The 14675-nt window shown below is 62.7% G+C and carries 13 protein-coding genes; 2 read left to right on the top strand and 11 right to left on the bottom strand.

Going from position 1 to position 14675, the window contains the following annotated elements; genetic code table 11:
• The first annotated feature begins 31 nt into the window (after positions 1-31).
• Positions 32-1216, top strand: a complete 1185-nt coding sequence (locus LMTR13_RS36605) for an acyl-CoA dehydrogenase family protein (RefSeq protein WP_065733270.1) — start codon at positions 32-34, stop codon at positions 1214-1216.
• 173 nt (positions 1217-1389) lie between these two features.
• Entirely contained in the window at positions 1390-2529 is a 1140-nt protein-coding gene (locus tag LMTR13_RS36600; protein ID WP_065731980.1) for an acyl-CoA dehydrogenase family protein, read from the top strand.
• Positions 2530-2693: 164 nt separating this feature from the next.
• On the opposite strand, the gene LMTR13_RS36595 is transcribed toward LMTR13_RS36600, so the two are convergent.
• From LMTR13_RS36595 to LMTR13_RS36550, 11 genes are all read right to left on the bottom strand, one after another.
• Positions 2694-3734, bottom strand: coding sequence for an amino acid ABC transporter substrate-binding protein (locus tag LMTR13_RS36595; protein ID WP_065731979.1), 1041 nt, complete (start codon positions 3732-3734; stop codon positions 2694-2696).
• 57 nt (positions 3735-3791) lie between these two features.
• A complete protein-coding gene (locus tag LMTR13_RS36590) occupies positions 3792-4391 on the bottom strand; it encodes a L,D-transpeptidase (protein ID WP_065731978.1) in 600 nt (199 codons plus the stop codon).
• A 177-nt stretch (positions 4392-4568) separates the two neighbouring features.
• Positions 4569-4667 carry a DUF2474 domain-containing protein gene (locus LMTR13_RS41455; protein ID WP_197427214.1) on the bottom strand — a complete coding sequence of 33 codons (99 nt, stop codon included), beginning with the start codon at positions 4665-4667 and terminating at the stop codon, positions 4569-4571.
• Between the two features lie 29 nt (positions 4668-4696).
• Positions 4697-5707, bottom strand: coding sequence for a cytochrome d ubiquinol oxidase subunit II (gene cydB / locus LMTR13_RS36585; protein ID WP_065731977.1), 1011 nt, complete (start codon positions 5705-5707; stop codon positions 4697-4699).
• Positions 5704-7104, bottom strand: a complete 1401-nt coding sequence (locus tag LMTR13_RS36580; protein ID WP_065731976.1) for a cytochrome ubiquinol oxidase subunit I — start codon at positions 7102-7104, stop codon at positions 5704-5706. The genes cydB and LMTR13_RS36580 overlap by 4 nt, the downstream gene beginning before the upstream one ends.
• Positions 7105-7253: 149 nt before the next feature.
• Complete coding sequence (locus tag LMTR13_RS36575) at positions 7254-8222, bottom strand: hypothetical protein (RefSeq protein ID WP_065733269.1); 969 nt, start codon at positions 8220-8222, stop codon at positions 7254-7256.
• 183 nt (positions 8223-8405) lie between these two features.
• Complete coding sequence (locus tag LMTR13_RS36570; protein WP_065731975.1) at positions 8406-8606, bottom strand: hypothetical protein; 201 nt, start codon at positions 8604-8606, stop codon at positions 8406-8408.
• 178 nt (positions 8607-8784) lie between these two features.
• A complete protein-coding gene (locus LMTR13_RS36565; protein ID WP_065731974.1) occupies positions 8785-9396 on the bottom strand; it encodes a sigma-70 family RNA polymerase sigma factor in 612 nt (203 codons plus the stop codon).
• A gap of 347 nt (positions 9397-9743) precedes the next feature.
• Positions 9744-10481, bottom strand: coding sequence for a response regulator (locus tag LMTR13_RS36560; protein WP_065731973.1), 738 nt, complete (start codon positions 10479-10481; stop codon positions 9744-9746).
• Positions 10478-12223, bottom strand: coding sequence for an ATP-binding response regulator (locus LMTR13_RS36555; protein ID WP_065731972.1), 1746 nt, complete (start codon positions 12221-12223; stop codon positions 10478-10480). Before LMTR13_RS36555 ends, LMTR13_RS36560 begins: the two co-directional genes overlap by 4 nt.
• Entirely contained in the window at positions 12193-14187 is a 1995-nt protein-coding gene (locus tag LMTR13_RS36550) for a sensor histidine kinase (RefSeq protein WP_156796066.1), read from the bottom strand. Before LMTR13_RS36550 ends, LMTR13_RS36555 begins: the two co-directional genes overlap by 31 nt.
• Positions 14188-14675 lie beyond the last annotated feature (488 nt).

The following is a 14675-nucleotide window of genomic DNA, read 5'->3' as shown; positions in this document are numbered from 1 at the left end:
TTCCAAACATTCCCACATGGAAATGCCTGATATGTCCGATCTGGAAACATTCCGCCGTGAAACCCGCGCCTGGCTCGAGGCCAATTGCCCGCCGGAGATGCGCCGTCCGATGACCTCGGAGAACGACACCTATTGGGGCGGCCGTAACGCAAAATTCTCCTCCGAGCCGCAGCGCGTCTGGTTCGAGCGGATGCGCGACAGGGGCTGGACCGTGCCGGACTGGCCGAAGGAATATGGCGGCGGTGGACTTTCGCCCGCGGAGCACAAGGTGCTGCGCGAGGAGATGGCGGCGATGGGTGCGCGCTCGCCGCTGTCGAGTTTTGGCATCTGGATGCTCGGGCCGGCGCTGCTGAAATACGGCACCGAGGCGCAGAAGAAAGAGCATCTTCCGAAGATTGCCGCCGGCCTGATCCGCTGGTGCCAGGGCTATTCCGAGCCGAACGCCGGCTCAGACCTTGCCTCCTTGCAAACCCGCGCCGAAAGCGACGGCGACGATTACATCATCAACGGCCAGAAGATCTGGACGTCGTATGCGAACTATGCCGACTGGATCTTCTGCCTGGTGCGCACCGATCCTGCGGCGAAGAAGCATGACGGCATCAGCTTCATCCTGTTCGACATGGCCTCGAAGGGCGTGTCGACCAAGCCCATTCTTCTGATCTCCGGCTATTCGCCGTTCTGCGAAACCTTTTTCGACAATGTGCGGGTGCCGAAATCGCAAGTGGTGGGCCAGGTCAATCGTGGCTGGGATGTCGCGAAATACCTGCTGCAGCATGAGCGCGCGATGATTTCGGGCATGGGCGAGCGCGGTGTCGGCCGGCCGCTCGGCCAGGTCGCCGCGGATTCGGTCGGCACCGACGAGCGGGGCCGGTTGGAAGATACGATGCTGCGCAGCCAGATCTCGACGTTTGAGGTCGACGAGGCGGCGCTGGCGGCAGCCGCCGAACGCGCGATCGATCTGGCGAAGGCCGGCCAGTCGCACCCGGCGTTCTCCTCGGCGATGAAATATTACGGCACCGAGCTCAACAAGCGCCGCCACGAAATCCTGATGTCGGCCGGCGGCATCGACGCGCTGGAATGGGAAAGCGAGCGCTCCAGAGGCGGCGCCCGTCCGCGCGCCTGGCTGCGCACCAAGGCCAATTCGATCGAAGGCGGCACCAGCGAGGTGATGCTCGGCATCGTCGCCAAGCGCATCCTCGATCTGCCGGGGGCGTAGGCGCGAAAACCTCCCCACGTCGTCCCTGCGAAAGCAGGGACCCATAACCACCACCGTTGTTTGAGTATTGTGACGCTAGCCCCATTCATACTCGAGAAGCCGCGGCGTATGGGTCCCTGCTTTCGCAGGGACGACGAAATAACCTGATGCATATCTGAACCGAAAGCACCCCAATGCCCCTCGTCCTCACCGAAGAACAATCCATGCTGCGCGACAGCGCGCGCGGCCTCATCAGCGACAAGGCACCGGTGTCGCATCTGCGTCACCTGCGCGACAGCAAGGACGCAACGGGATTTTCCCGCGACCTCTGGAAGGCATTCGCCGAGATGGGCTTCTCCGGCCTGCTGGTGCCGGAAAGTTTCGGCGGCAGCGGGCTCGGCTGCGTCGAGGCCGGTGTCGTGATGGAAGAAATCGGCCGCACTTTGATGCCGTCGCCATTTCTTTCGACCGCGGTGCTGGCCGCGTCCGCGCTCGCGCGTGGCGGCAGCGAAGCGCAGAAGTCGGCGCATCTACCGAAGATCGCCGACGGATCGCTGCTGGCGGCGCTCGCGATCGATGAAGGCGCAAAACATCGGCCGCTACAGATCAGTTTGCAGGCGGTGCGCTCCGGCAACGGCTTCAAGCTGAACGGCGCCAAGGCGCTGGTGGTCGACGGCCACACGGCCGATCTCCTGATCGTCGCGGCACGCACCGGCGGCTCGGCCGGCGAACGCCACGGGCTCACGCTGTTCCTGGTCGATCCCAAAGCCAAGGGCCTCGCCACCGAACGCACCATCATGGTCGATGCGCATAACGCCGCGCGGATCGAGTTCAGCAATGTCGAGGTCAATGCCGATCAGGTGCTCGGCGAGGTCGACCAGGGCGGCGCGCTGCTGGAAGGCGTGCTCAATATCGGCCGCGGCGCGGTCGCCTCCGAGATGGTGGGACTGAGCGAGGAGGTGTTTGGCCGCACCGTCACCTACCTGAAAGAGCGCAAGCAGTTCGGTAAACTGATCGGCGAATTCCAGGCGCTGCAGCACCGCGCGGCCCAGCTCTATATCGACATCGAGATCACGCGTGCGGCCGTGCTGAAGGCGCTGCAGACGCTGGACGGCGATTTCGATCGCGCCGGTGCCGCCGTGGCAGTAGCAAAGGCGCGCGCCGGAACGACGGCGACGCTGGCGGTGCAAGAGGGCGTGCAGATGCACGGCGGCATGGGCATGACCGACCAGTTCGACATCGGCTTCTTCATGAAGCGCGCGCGCGTATGCCAGGAACTGTTCGGCGACAGCAACTACCACGCCGACCAGTTGGCGCGGACGAAGGGGTATTGATTGTTATTCGGGGCGCGTGCCCCGCACTCTACCGTCATCGCCCGGCTTGACCGGGCGACCCAGTATTCCAGAGACGTTAGTGTTTAAGTAATGGGGCCGCGGCGTACTGGATCACCCGCCTTCGCGGGTGATGACAAGTCATTGTGTGGCGACTGCGTTGCGTCTTATCTGATCGGCGGAGCGTACTGAATCCCGCCGTTGCTCCACAGCGAATTCAGGCCGCGCGGGATCTTCAGCTTCGATCCTTCGCCGACATTGCGCTCGTAGACTTCGCCGTAATTGCCGACGTGGCGGATGATGCGGGCGGCCCAGTCCTTGGGCAGGCCGAGGTCCTCGCCATAACTGCCTTCGGTGCCGACCAGCCGCATCACGTCGGGCTTCTTCGACTTCAGCGCTTCGTCGATGTTCTTCGAGGTGATGCCGAGTTCCTCGGCGTTGATCATCGCATACAGCGTCCACTTCACGAGCATCATCCAGTCGTCGTCGCGCTGGCGCACCACGGGCGCCAGCGGCTCCTTGGAAATCACGTCGGGCAGGATGACATGATCGCTCGGCTGGATCAGGTTCAAGCGAAGCGCATAGAGCTGAGAGACGTCGGCGGTGAACGTGTCACACTTGCCGCCCTCATAGGCCTTGAGCACGTCTTCCAGCTTGGGAAACTTGACCTCGGTATATTTCATGTTGTTGGCGCGGAAATGGTCGGCGGCATTGAGCACCGTCGTCGTCCCTTCCTGCACGCAAACCTTGCTGTTGTTGAGGTCCAGCGCGGAATCGATGTTGCGCGAGCGCGGCAGCATGAAGCCCTGGCCGTCATAATAGGCGACCGCCGGGAAATAGAGGGCGTAGTTGCTCTCGCGGGACATGCTCCAGGTCGTGTTGCGGGAGAGGATGTCGACCTTGCGGCTCTGCAGCTCCTTGAAGCGTTCGTTGGCATCGAGGGCTACGAATTTCGCCTTCTTGGGATCATCAAAGATCGCCGCGGCCACTGCGCGACAGAAATCGACGTCGAAGCCGGTCCAGTCGCCCTTGTTGTCGGGAATCGAGAAGCCGGGCAGGCCCTTGTTGACGCCGCACAGCACTTCGCCGCGGCGGATGGTCCGCTTCAGCGTCTTGGTGTCGTAACGCTCATAGGTGATCGCGCCAGCCGCAATCGCGATTGCGACCGCCAGCCCAATCAGGAGGCCGCCTCGAAATGTCCGTAGCATTTTTTTGAACTCGCTAATGTCGGGGGGAACGGATCGGCCAGAGCGGCCGCGTCGCAATTACAGTGCGGGCTTCTGCCGGATAATCACCTTGGTGCCGACGGGCACGCGCTCATAGAGATCCGCGACGTCGGCATTGACCAGCCGGAAGCAGCCGGAAGAGACGGCGGTGCCGATGGTGTCGGGCCGGTTGGTGCCGTGGATGCGGTAGACGGTGGTGCCGAGATACATCGCACGCGCACCGAGCGGGTTGCCGGGGCCGCCAGCCATGAAACGCGGCAGATAGGGCTGGCGCGCGATCATCTCCGGCGGCGGCGTCCAGTCCGGCCACTCCGCCTTGCGGGTGATGTTCACAAGCCCCTGCCATTGAAATCCTTCGCGGCCGACGCCGATTCCGTAACGCAACGCGCGGCCATTGCCCTGCACCAGATAGAGATGGCGATCCTGCGTCGAGATGATGATGGTGCCCGGCGGTTCGTTGGTGCGATAGAGCACCGCGGTCTTCCTGAACTGCGGATCGAGTTCGACGGATTCATCGGGAAGCAGGCCGGGCTGGTCGCCGACGTCGGGCTGCCGCATCTGCGCCTGGCTCTGCGAGGCCGAAAGGACCAGACCGCCCGCGGCGATCAACATCCAGATCAGGTGCCGAAATTTTTTCATCGCGGAAATTCTCCTTGTTGGCGCGGCGGCCAAAATGATTGGCGCTTTGGCAAATCAGCGGAACCATCAAATCTCAGGGCCAGCTTGATGGCAAGTTTAGGGCGAATGCGGCGGATACGTGACTGAAATGTCGTCCATTTTCGCCATCCACCAAATTCATGGGATATCCCGCCTGCCTCATTTCGGCGCGATCCACAGCCGCAGGCAAAACGAAATCAGCGCGACGGTGCCGACGCCGCCGAGCCAGAGCGCGGCAAACCACAGCAAGCGCTGCATGAGAGGACGAGGGGCCGGCTCGTTGGGCTTCAATGGTATCCACTCTCGGGTTTGACCTTGCCGCGGAACACCCAATAGGCCCAGGCGGTATAGCCGAGGATCAGCGGGATCAGCCCGGCGACGCCGACCAGCATGAAGAGCTGGCTGTTTTCCGGCGCCGCCGCCTGCCAGATCGTGATGCTCTGCGGCACGATATAGGGATACATGCTGATGCCGAGGCCGGCATAGGACAGGGCGAACAACGCCAGCGCCAGAAAGAACGGCTGATAATCGTATTTGTTGGCGAGGCTGCGCAGCAAGAGCGCGGTGATGGCGGCCACCGAGATCGGCACCTGCGCGGTCAGGAGGACGTTCGGCCAGGCAAACCAGCGCTGCGTGTACTGCACGTGCAGGAACGGCGTCGCGATACTGACAGCGCCGATCGCGCCCAGCATCGCGAGCAAAAATATCCAGCTCAGGTGATAGGCGCGGTCACGCAATTCGCCTTCGGTTTTCATGACCAGCCATGTCGCGCCGAGCAGCGAGTAACCGATCACGAGCGAGATGCCGGTTAGAATGCTGAACGGCGTCAGCCAGTCCCACCAGCCACCGGCATAACTCCGGCCTTCGACATGCACGCCTTGCAGGATAGCGCCGAGCGCAATGCCTTGCGCCAATGTTGCCAGCAACGAACCGCCGAAAAAGGCGATGTCCCACCTGTTTCGCGCCTTGGTCGTCCGCCAGCGGAATTCGAAGGCGACGCCGCGGAATACCAGGCCGAGCAGCATCGCGATCATCGGCGTGTAGAGCGCCGGCATCAGCACCGCATAGGCCAGCGGGAAGGCCGCCATCAGGCCGCCGCCGCCGAGCACCAGCCAGGTTTCGTTGCCGTCCCACACCGGGGCGACGCTGTTCATGATGATGTCGCGGTCGCGCTTCTCCGGAAACAGCGGAAACAGAATGCCGAGGCCGAGATCGAAGCCGTCCATCACGACATAGACGAACACGGCAAAAGCGATGATGAAGGCCCAGACGGTGGCGAGATCGACCGCGACGTTCATGAGCCGGCCCCCTGGGCAGCCGGCGTGATGCCCGCGGTGCGGATCGGCGCCTCGTGCTGCGACGGTCCCTCTTCGCCCGGATGCGGCGGCGCCGCCATCAGGCGCAGCAGGTAGATCACGCCGGCCGCAAACACCGCGAAATAGACGATGATGAAGGCGACCAGCGAGGAGGCGACCGCGGGCGCCGCCAACGGCGAGGCGGATTCAGCCGTGCGCAGCAATCCATAGACCGTGAACGGCTGTCGGCCGACTTCGGTGGTGATCCAGCCCGCGAGCACGGCGATGAAGCCCGCGGGGGCCATTGCGACCGCGAACATGTGCAACAGCCGGGAATCGTAGAGCTTGCCCTGCACACGCATCAACAGGCTGAACAGGCCAAGCGCCAGCATGAGCAATCCCATGCCGACCATGATCCGGAACGACCAGAACGTGATCGCCACGGGCGGCCAGTTTTCGCGCGGAATCGTGTCGAGGCCGGCCATCGGCGCATCCGTCGAGTGTTTTAGAATCAGCGAACCGAGCTTAGGCACTTCGACCGCGTAGTCGACCCTGCCGGCGCTCTGGTTGGGCAGGCCGAACAGGATCAAAGGTGCGCCATCCTTGTGGCTGTGGAAATGACCTTCCATCGCCATGATCTTCACCGGCTGGTGCTCCAGCGTGTTGAGGCCGTGCTGATCGCCGGCGATGATCTGGATCGGCGCCACCAGCGTCGCCATCCACATCGCCATCGAAAACATCACGCGCGGACCGGCGAGGTGCCGGTCGCGCAACAGGTGCCAGGCACCGACCGCGCCGACCACCAGCGCCGTGGTCAGATACGCCGCCAGCACCATGTGCACGAGGCGATAGGGAAACGACGGATTGAAGATCACCTTGAGCCAGTCGGCGGCGATGAACTGTCCGGCCTCATTGACGGTGTGCCCGGTCGGCGTCTGCATCCAGGAATTGGCCGACAGGATCCAGAACGCCGAAATCAGCGTCCCGATCGCGACCATCAGCGTCGCCAGAAAATGCAGTTTTGGGCCGACGCGATTCAGGCCGAACAGCATCACACCGAGGAAACCCGCCTCGAGGAAGAATGCGGTGAGCACCTCGTAGGCCATCAGCGGGCCGATCACCGGGCCGGTCTTGTCGGAAAAGGCCGACCAGTTGGTGCCGAACTGGTAGGACATCACGATGCCCGACACCACGCCCATCGCGAAAGCGACGGCGAAGATCTTCAGCCAGTAGTTGAACAGGTTGATGTAGACCTCCCGCCCGGTCGCGAGCCACAGCGCTTCGAGCACGGCGAGATAGCTGGCGAGTCCGATCGAGAAGGCGGGAAATATGATGTGGAACGACATCGTGAAAGCAAACTGCGCCCGGGCCAATACGACCGCATCCCAGCCTTCGAACATCGGCACCACCCGTCGCTAGTTTCGCCGGGCACAATCTTCTTCGAAAAACGGAACTACAGTTTTCGAAAATTGCGTCCGAACCAGACGTGTACCTTACCACGGCCGATGCGACGATTATACTGCGTGACGCGCGGGACAGGCGTGCAAGCCTATCCGGCAGCCGATCGTTTCAGTCCCAATCGCCTGATGATCTCGGCCTGCACGGCTCGGGTTTGATCCTTGCCAGCCAGCGGGGGACTGCGGATCTTCTTTCCCGTACGAGGCCGGATTGCGATCGCATAGAGGCTATGCTTGCGACCGCCACTCTCGACGTCGATGGCGTCGATATCGTCACCGCCGATTGTCTCCACCTCTGTCGCGCCGTTCCATGAAAGCCGTTCGATCCTGATCGCGCCATCGTGGACGATCCAGCATGCATTGATCCGATGGAGATATCTGAGCAGCACGAAGGCCACGATCGCGCCGAGCGACCAGACGGCAATCACGAGCGCGGACATTTTGCCGCTCCAGAGCGCATAGATGAAGTGAACGCTAGGCAAGCCGGCGAGCAGTACGATGAGAATCTTGAGTCCTCGCACTTTATGGCGGTTGACCGGCTTGCCCAGTCGTATTCCGGCATTGGCGGCGTCGAGCGGGTTCTCGATCGGTTCGGGATCGGGAAGCCGAAGCAACCGGGCAATTCGGACGGTGGTTTGGTGCACCTGGGTGATATCAGGCAGGGGAGGCGAGGTGAGCAAGTCTCCCGATTCGGTCTCGAATACGAGGCTGAACTCCGCTGATTTGCCGACGCTCTTTCGCAGACGCATCCCCGATATTTCGTCATCCCTGATCAATCTTCGGTGCAGCTTGCCGAATGGACGCTGTTCGCCGATCAGGATTTCGCCTGACGTAATGATCCAGACGACATTGCGATCGAGCAGGGCTGCGCCCAGCAGGAGGCATCCGAACAGCAGCGCAAAGAGAGCGGCGATGCCAAGCCAATGGCCAGTTGCCAGGTGAGCGAGGCCGGGCAAAGCGATCAGACACAAAACTACGGCAAGGCTTGCGAGAACGAGCCGCTCGTTGAGCGACGTGCCCTTGCGTAGCCTGACTTCATTTTCGTTTGCCGCAGCGTCCATCGATGGCGCAAGCATAATGACCGACGTGGTCACGTAAGCGGCCAAGTGTACGGCTGAAATACGGCAAGCCAGATGGTTGCGCGCGCAGCAAGGCTTTGCTGTTTGCCTTCCCAAAACAGAGCGACCCGGCTGGGGGGCATCCCGGCCGGGTCGTTGGAGGTCGCTTGGGAGGTGAGAGGAAGTTCAGCGGCTGGTCTCGCTGTCGTAGGAGATCACACAGACCTCCTTGGGATTCTTGGTGCCGCAATCGACCACCTGTTCGCGCACGAACGTCGAACCGGCATCGCGCTGAGCGCGGGGTTGGACGTTCTGGGCCGACAGGGTGGCCAGCGTTGCGACGGCGCCGAGCGGGACGATGAAAAAGCGGAAGGACGGCTTCAGCATGATCGCTCTCGTGTTCGGCGTTGGCGTTCAAGTCGTTGATGATCGGTATAGGGGGTGAGTTTTTCCGGGTGATGTCGTGAAATGTTTCATTTGTTTCGCCGGAAGTAACCTTAGTCCGTCGAAACCGCCCCGTTTTTCCGCCCCTATCTCCGATCTAAGTATTTGAAGTCGCTTATCTTTAAGCGGCGATGCTGTCCACGCCGGCGCCCTTAAGCAACTCGGCCAATTGTTTGCGGGCATAGAACATGCGGGTCTTCACCGTGCTCTGGGGAATACCGATGATCGCGCCGGCCTCTTCCACCGACTTCTCGTGGTAGTAGACCAGGTTGATGATCTCGCGATGCGCCGGCGACAGCTTGGCGACGCAGGCACGCAGGATGGCGCTGGTGTTGCTGCGGTCGAGCGAGGCTTCCGGCGTGTCGGCCTCGTCGGCGATCTCCAGCACGTCCTCCTGCTCGATGTCCTCATGCTTGCGCTGGCGCAGCGCGGTCAGCGCCTTGAAACGGGCGATCGACAGCAGCCACGTCGAAACCTGCGAGCGGCCCTCGAACTGGGCTGCGGTCCGCCACACGTCGAGGAACACCTGGCTGACGAGGTCTTCCGCCATCGTGGTATCGCGCACCATGCGCAACACGAAGCGGTAAACGCGGACGTTATGGCGGGAGTAAAGCACATGCATCGCCGTACGGCCGCCTTTGGCAATATCCTGCAGCAGCATCTCGTCGGATGTCGCACGGGCGGCGGCAATCGACTTCTTGGCTGCGGCGTTGATGGCGATGACGTTCGACATGACAGGCTCCCAATTCCACGCCGGGCGGCGTTTCGTTGGGAGAATTGTTAATTAGGCTCGGTTTCGGGATGTCTGCACCAAAAGAGGAAAATGGTTTCGTGCGGGAGAGAATTGTTTCGTCGCGGACCCTGCGACGAAACATTCGGGCCAGAAATGCCAATAATTTCAATATGCGGAAAATTGGAAGGGATGAGATTTGGGTCCTGGGAACAAATCCCGGCGTCCCGGACAAGCGCGATCGGGGACCCATGACCACCTGTGTTGATTGTCAAAATACGCTGGAGCCTTAGCCGGGCGAAATTACGAACGCCTGTGGTATGGGTCCCTGCGTTCGCGGACGGAGAAAGCTAGCCCTTCTCGCCGGTCGGCGAGAATAGGTAGCCACCGCCTCTGATCGTGCGGATCACGGCGGGCTTGGTGGGATCGATCTCGATCTTGCGGCGGATACGCATGATGCGCAGATCGACGGCGCGGTCGAAGGCTTCGGCGTCGCGCGCATTGGCCAGCTCCAGCAGCCGCTCGCGCGACAACACCCGCTTCGGGTTCGCCGCGAACACCTTCAACAGGCCGAATTCGGACGCCGTCAGCGGATGCTCGTTGCCTTCGTCGTCGCGCAGCGCCTGGGCTTCGAGGTCGAGCCATTTGGTGCCGAACCGCACCAGTTGCTCCTTTTCCGCCTTGGCCGCCGCTGGCTCGGGCGTCGCCGCCTTGGCCGGCGTGCTGCGGCGAAGCACCGAGCGGATGCGCGCCATCAGTTCGCGCAGCTCGCAGGGCTTTGCGATGTAATCGTCGGCGCCGAGTTCGAGCCCCACGACGCGGTCGATCGGACTTGCGGTCGCGGTCAGCATGATGACAGGAACGTTGATGCGGCTCTTGAGGTCGCGGATGATCGAAAGCCCGTCTTCCTCGGGCATGTTGAGGTCGAGCACCACGAGATCGGGCACGGCGTTTTCGATCTCCTTGCGCAGGCTTTTGCCCCCGTCGCACAAGGTAACGCCGAAACCGTGCATCTTGAGGTAATCGCCGACCATCTCGCGGGCCGGCGCCTCGTCGTCGACGATGAAGATGTGCGGGCTCTGGGTCATGTCGTCTCTGTCGCAGGCAGTGTAACCGTAAACATCGATCCCTGTCCGGGGCCGGCGCTTTCCGCAGTCACATGGCCGCCATGCATGTCGATGATACGTTTGACGATCGATAGGCCGAGGCCGGTCGAGCTTTCGCCGGCGGTCGGCTTGGCCGATAAGCGTTGAAAACGGCCGAACAGCCGGCCGAGATCCTCCGGCGAAAGGCCGGCACCCTGGTCGGCGATGCGGATCGCCGTGCCGCCGCCCTCTTGGCTGACGGTCACCGTGATCTTGCCGCCGATCGGCGAATATTTGATGGCGTTGCTGACGAGGTTGTCGATCGCCTCGCGGATCCGGTCGGCGTCGCACATGGTAACGATGTTCGGCGGAGCTGATACCGTGATGGCTTGCTGCTTGTTGACGGCCGAGGGCAGGTTGGAATCGGTGACCTCGGTCACGAGGGCTGCGACATCGACCGCCTCGCGGCGGATGGTGATGTCGAAGGCATCAGCCATCGCATCCGAGATCAGGTGATCGACCATCGATGTCAGGCGCTTGGTGGCGTCCCTGATGTGCTCGACCTGCGCGGTGACGTTCTCCTTCGGCGAGCCCGCGCCAATCAATTCGGTCAGCATCTCGGTGCGGCCGAGGATCACGCCGAGCGGATTCTTCAAATCATGGGCGACAGTACCGAGGATTTCGTTCTTGAAGCCGTTGGCGCGCTGCAGCCGCAGCCACTGCGCCGAGAGCCTGCGGTTGGCCTGCATCAGCGCGCGGGTGCGCTGGGCGACGCGGTCTTCGAGCTGGGTATTGGCCTCGTGCAGTTGCCGGTAGAGGATGACGTTGTCGAACGCGATCGACAGCCGGCTGGAGAAAATCTCGACCAGCGCGCGGTCGGTGTCGGAGAGCTGGCGCTCGGCCTGCAGCAGCACCACCACTTCGCGGCCAGAACCGGTGCGCAAATAGAGCACGCTGCGGTGGTCGGCGAACTCGTTCTTGCGGCGCTGGAAGGCCGCTTCGACCATGGCCCGCAAGTCCGGATCGAGCGCCTTGGAGCTCGTGCTGCCGATGAAGCGGCTGTAGCAGCCCGAACCGGCCAGCACCGAGAATTCGCTCCCCGGGGCGCCGTCGTCGCGCAGCACCAGAATGCCGGCGCAATCGACATTGAGCAGCGAGGCGAGCTGGGTCAGTACGCCTTCGGCCAGCCGCTGCATCGATTTGAAATCGTACAGCGTCGAGGCGGCGTCGATGATGATCTCGAGCCCGCGCCTCGTCTGCACCATGCGCTCGAGCTGCTGGTAGCTGCGCAGCGCTGCCGTCAGCGAGGTGAACAGCTTGTCGGCCGTCAGCTCGGTCTTGGCCTTGTAATCGTTGATGTCGTACTGGACGATGACGCGGCGCTCGGGCGCCTGTCCCGGCTGGCCGGTGCGCAGGATGATGCGGACGGTCTCGTTCTTGATCTCGTTGCGGATGTATTCGACGAGCTCCAGCCCCGCGACGTCGGTCTCCATGATGACGTCGAGCAGCACGGCTGCAACATCCGGATTGTCGCGCATCAAGGTGCGGCCTTCGGCCGCGGAATAGGCTGACAGGATTTCCAGCGTCGCGCCGTGGAGATTGTAGTCGCTCAGCGCAAAGCGGGTGCCCTCGTGCACCGCGGCATCGTCGTCGATGACGGCGATCTTCCATTTGCGCGCGGATGAGTCCTCCGGAGCTATTCCGGTATCGTCGATCAGATGGAGGACATCGTCCTGTTCGGCCATTGAGAAGTTCCGTCGGCTGCTGTCTGGTCGGTAATGGTGGGGCCGCCCTTGGCGACTTTCGGCATGATAATGCGGAATGTGGTGCCTTGTCCCAGCCTCGACTCCAGCATCATCCGGCCGCCGAGCTGTTGAGTGACAAGATTATAGACGATATGCAAGCCCAGCCCGGTACCGCCTTCGTTGCGGCGCGTCGTAAAGAAGGGGTCGAACGCCTGCCGCTGCACGTCCGGCGTCATTCCGGCCCCGTTGTCGGCAAAAATAATTTCGACATCGTCGCTGCCGCGGGCCCGCGCCGAGATCGAGATCGCCCCGGAACGGCCGTCGGCAAAGGCATGGTTGGCGGCATTGAGGAAAAGATTGGTTAATATCTGGCCGTAGGACCCGGGATAGCCATCGATGACGAGGCCGTCCGGCACGTCGACCGACAGCGTGATCGCCGCCTTCTTCAGAACCGGCCTCAGGCTTGCGACGATCTGGTCGGTGGCCTCGCTCAAGCTGAATTGCCGCCGCTCGGCATGCGAGCGGTCGACCGCGACCTGCTTGAACGATTGGATCAGTTCGGCGGCGCGGTGCAGGTTCGCCACCAGTTGCCCTGCTGCATCGCGCGAGCTCTTGACGAATTCGTCAAGTTTGGAACGTCGCAGCGGCCCGCTGCGCAATTCGGCCTCGAACGTGTCAGCCCGCCGCGCAAAGCTTGACGCCACCGTCAGGCTGATGCCGATCGGGTTGTTCACCTCGTGGGCGACGCCGGCGACCAGCCCGCCCAGCGCCGCCAGCCGTTCGGCGTCGATCAGGTTCTGCTGCGCGGTGTTGAGCTCGAGCAATGCACTCTCCGCTCGTTCCTTCGAGGCGCGCAGTTCGTCTTCTGTCTTGCGCTTGGCGATGGCGTTTTCGCGGAACACGTCCACCGCGCGCGCCATGGCGCCGACCTCGTCCCGGGCGGTGGTGCCCTGCACGCGGCGATCGTAATTGCCCGACGTGATCGCATGCATCGCCGCCAGGATCTGCTGCAGCGGCAGGCGGATCGAGAGCGCGATCAGGACGCCGGCGGAAAGGATGATGCCGAGGAACATCACGGCAATCGACAGCACCCGGCGCGAGATGCCCGACAGCGTCTTGTCAAAAGTCTCCTGCGCCTTCTGTTCGCGCTGGCGCATCTTGACCGATAGTTCGTCGATGACCGCGATGGCCTCGGCCTGGCTGGCATCGATGGTGTTGCGCAAGAGTTCAGTCCGGATCGCCAGTTGCTCGGTCAGCTTGGCCATGCCCTCGCGCAACGCCACGGTCCGCGCTTTCAGCCGCGTCAGCGCCATGCGCTGCAGATCGTTGTCGGCCAGATCGGTCATCACGGGGATAGTCTTCTCGATCGTCTCGGTATTCCTGCGGGCGTCTTCCGCAGACGCCGAGGCCGGCGACAGGTAATAGGCGTTGGCGGCGACCAGCAGCGCCGTAAACGCCTCGCGCGATCTGCCGAGCGCGGGCCAGATCTGCGCGTCGCGATGCCCGGTGGCGCCTTCGATGATCGAATACAGCCCGGCCATTTCCCGGGCCGGTCCCAGCACCTGCTGCTCATAGGTCTTGGTGATGGTGGCCTGCACGGCGCGCAATTCGCCAAAGCCGTTGAGGAAGCGATCGGTGACCTGTTCGAGCCGCTCGACCGACCCTGAGAGCATCGGATCGTTCGAGGCGCGCGTGGTGAGCGTGCCGAGCACCGCTTCGCGCAGCAGCAGGATTTCGGCGAACAGTTCGGGACTCGGCTGGTTGATGTAGCGGTGGATCAGGTTCTGCAGCCGGCTGGTTTCGCTTTCGAGGTGCGCCAGGATCTTGTCGGACTCCCGCACCTGCCGGACGTCGTCCCATGCCGAGCCCAGCACGTTGGCGCCGTTCCAGATCAATATCGCGAGCACCATGACGACGGCGGAGTTCAATCCCGCGATCGACAGAATGCGCCATCGGATCGGCACCGCGCGCAGCCATTGGACGACGCGAAAGCGCCCCCGCGCGGCGAAGCTCGCCGGCCGTTCCGCTGGTCGCTGCTGTTGCGGCGCGCCGGTCAAATCCACTCCACTCTGCAAAGGCGCCCGACCAATAACGGCGCCACCGCCCCGATCAATGCAACGTTGGTACGGTTGAAACCGATTGCGGCGGAGCCGGTCTGTTCGGGGGCCTCGGTTCCCGAGCCGGACGGGCGGGAACGGGACACATCGATCCAATACCTGTCGTTTCGGGAATCGGCGGCGCGAAATCCGCGCGCAAAATCGCCCGTTGAGACCGCCGTAAGCAACAGCGCAACAACAAGCACTTCGGTCCGCCAAAGGTCGGCGCGGCGATACACAGGCGACAAATTCCCTTAGAGATGGAGTCTGCAGCGGCGAAAAAAGGTTCAACGCAATTTTAGCAGAATTTGCCGATGCTTGGCTATTGGCGGCTCGGCCTGGCGGGGGCTAGCCTG

This window comes from Bradyrhizobium icense (assembly GCF_001693385.1).
GTDB lineage: Bacteria > Pseudomonadota > Alphaproteobacteria > Rhizobiales > Xanthobacteraceae > Bradyrhizobium > Bradyrhizobium icense.
This window is presented reverse-complemented; position numbering and strand designations above follow the sequence as displayed.

Coding starts and splice junctions, on each gene's coding strand:
- LMTR13_RS36605 (WP_065733270.1), top strand. CDS start 32: ATGTCCGATCTGGAAACATTCCGCCGTGAAACCCGCGCCTGGCTCGAG.
- LMTR13_RS36600 (WP_065731980.1), top strand. CDS start 1,390: ATGCCCCTCGTCCTCACCGAAGAACAATCCATGCTGCGCGACAGCGCG.
- LMTR13_RS36595 (WP_065731979.1), bottom strand. CDS start 3,734: ATGCTACGGACATTTCGAGGCGGCCTCCTGATTGGGCTGGCGGTCGCA.
- LMTR13_RS36590 (WP_065731978.1), bottom strand. CDS start 4,391: ATGAAAAAATTTCGGCACCTGATCTGGATGTTGATCGCCGCGGGCGGT.
- LMTR13_RS41455 (WP_197427214.1), bottom strand. CDS start 4,667: ATGCAGCGCTTGCTGTGGTTTGCCGCGCTCTGGCTCGGCGGCGTCGGC.
- cydB (WP_065731977.1), bottom strand. CDS start 5,707: ATGAACGTCGCGGTCGATCTCGCCACCGTCTGGGCCTTCATCATCGCT.
- LMTR13_RS36580 (WP_065731976.1), bottom strand. CDS start 7,104: ATGTTCGAAGGCTGGGATGCGGTCGTATTGGCCCGGGCGCAGTTTGCT.
- LMTR13_RS36575 (WP_065733269.1), bottom strand. CDS start 8,222: ATGGACGCTGCGGCAAACGAAAATGAAGTCAGGCTACGCAAGGGCACG.
- LMTR13_RS36570 (WP_065731975.1), bottom strand. CDS start 8,606: ATGCTGAAGCCGTCCTTCCGCTTTTTCATCGTCCCGCTCGGCGCCGTC.
- LMTR13_RS36565 (WP_065731974.1), bottom strand. CDS start 9,396: ATGTCGAACGTCATCGCCATCAACGCCGCAGCCAAGAAGTCGATTGCC.
- LMTR13_RS36560 (WP_065731973.1), bottom strand. CDS start 10,481: ATGACCCAGAGCCCGCACATCTTCATCGTCGACGACGAGGCGCCGGCC.
- LMTR13_RS36555 (WP_065731972.1), bottom strand. CDS start 12,223: ATGGCCGAACAGGACGATGTCCTCCATCTGATCGACGATACCGGAATA.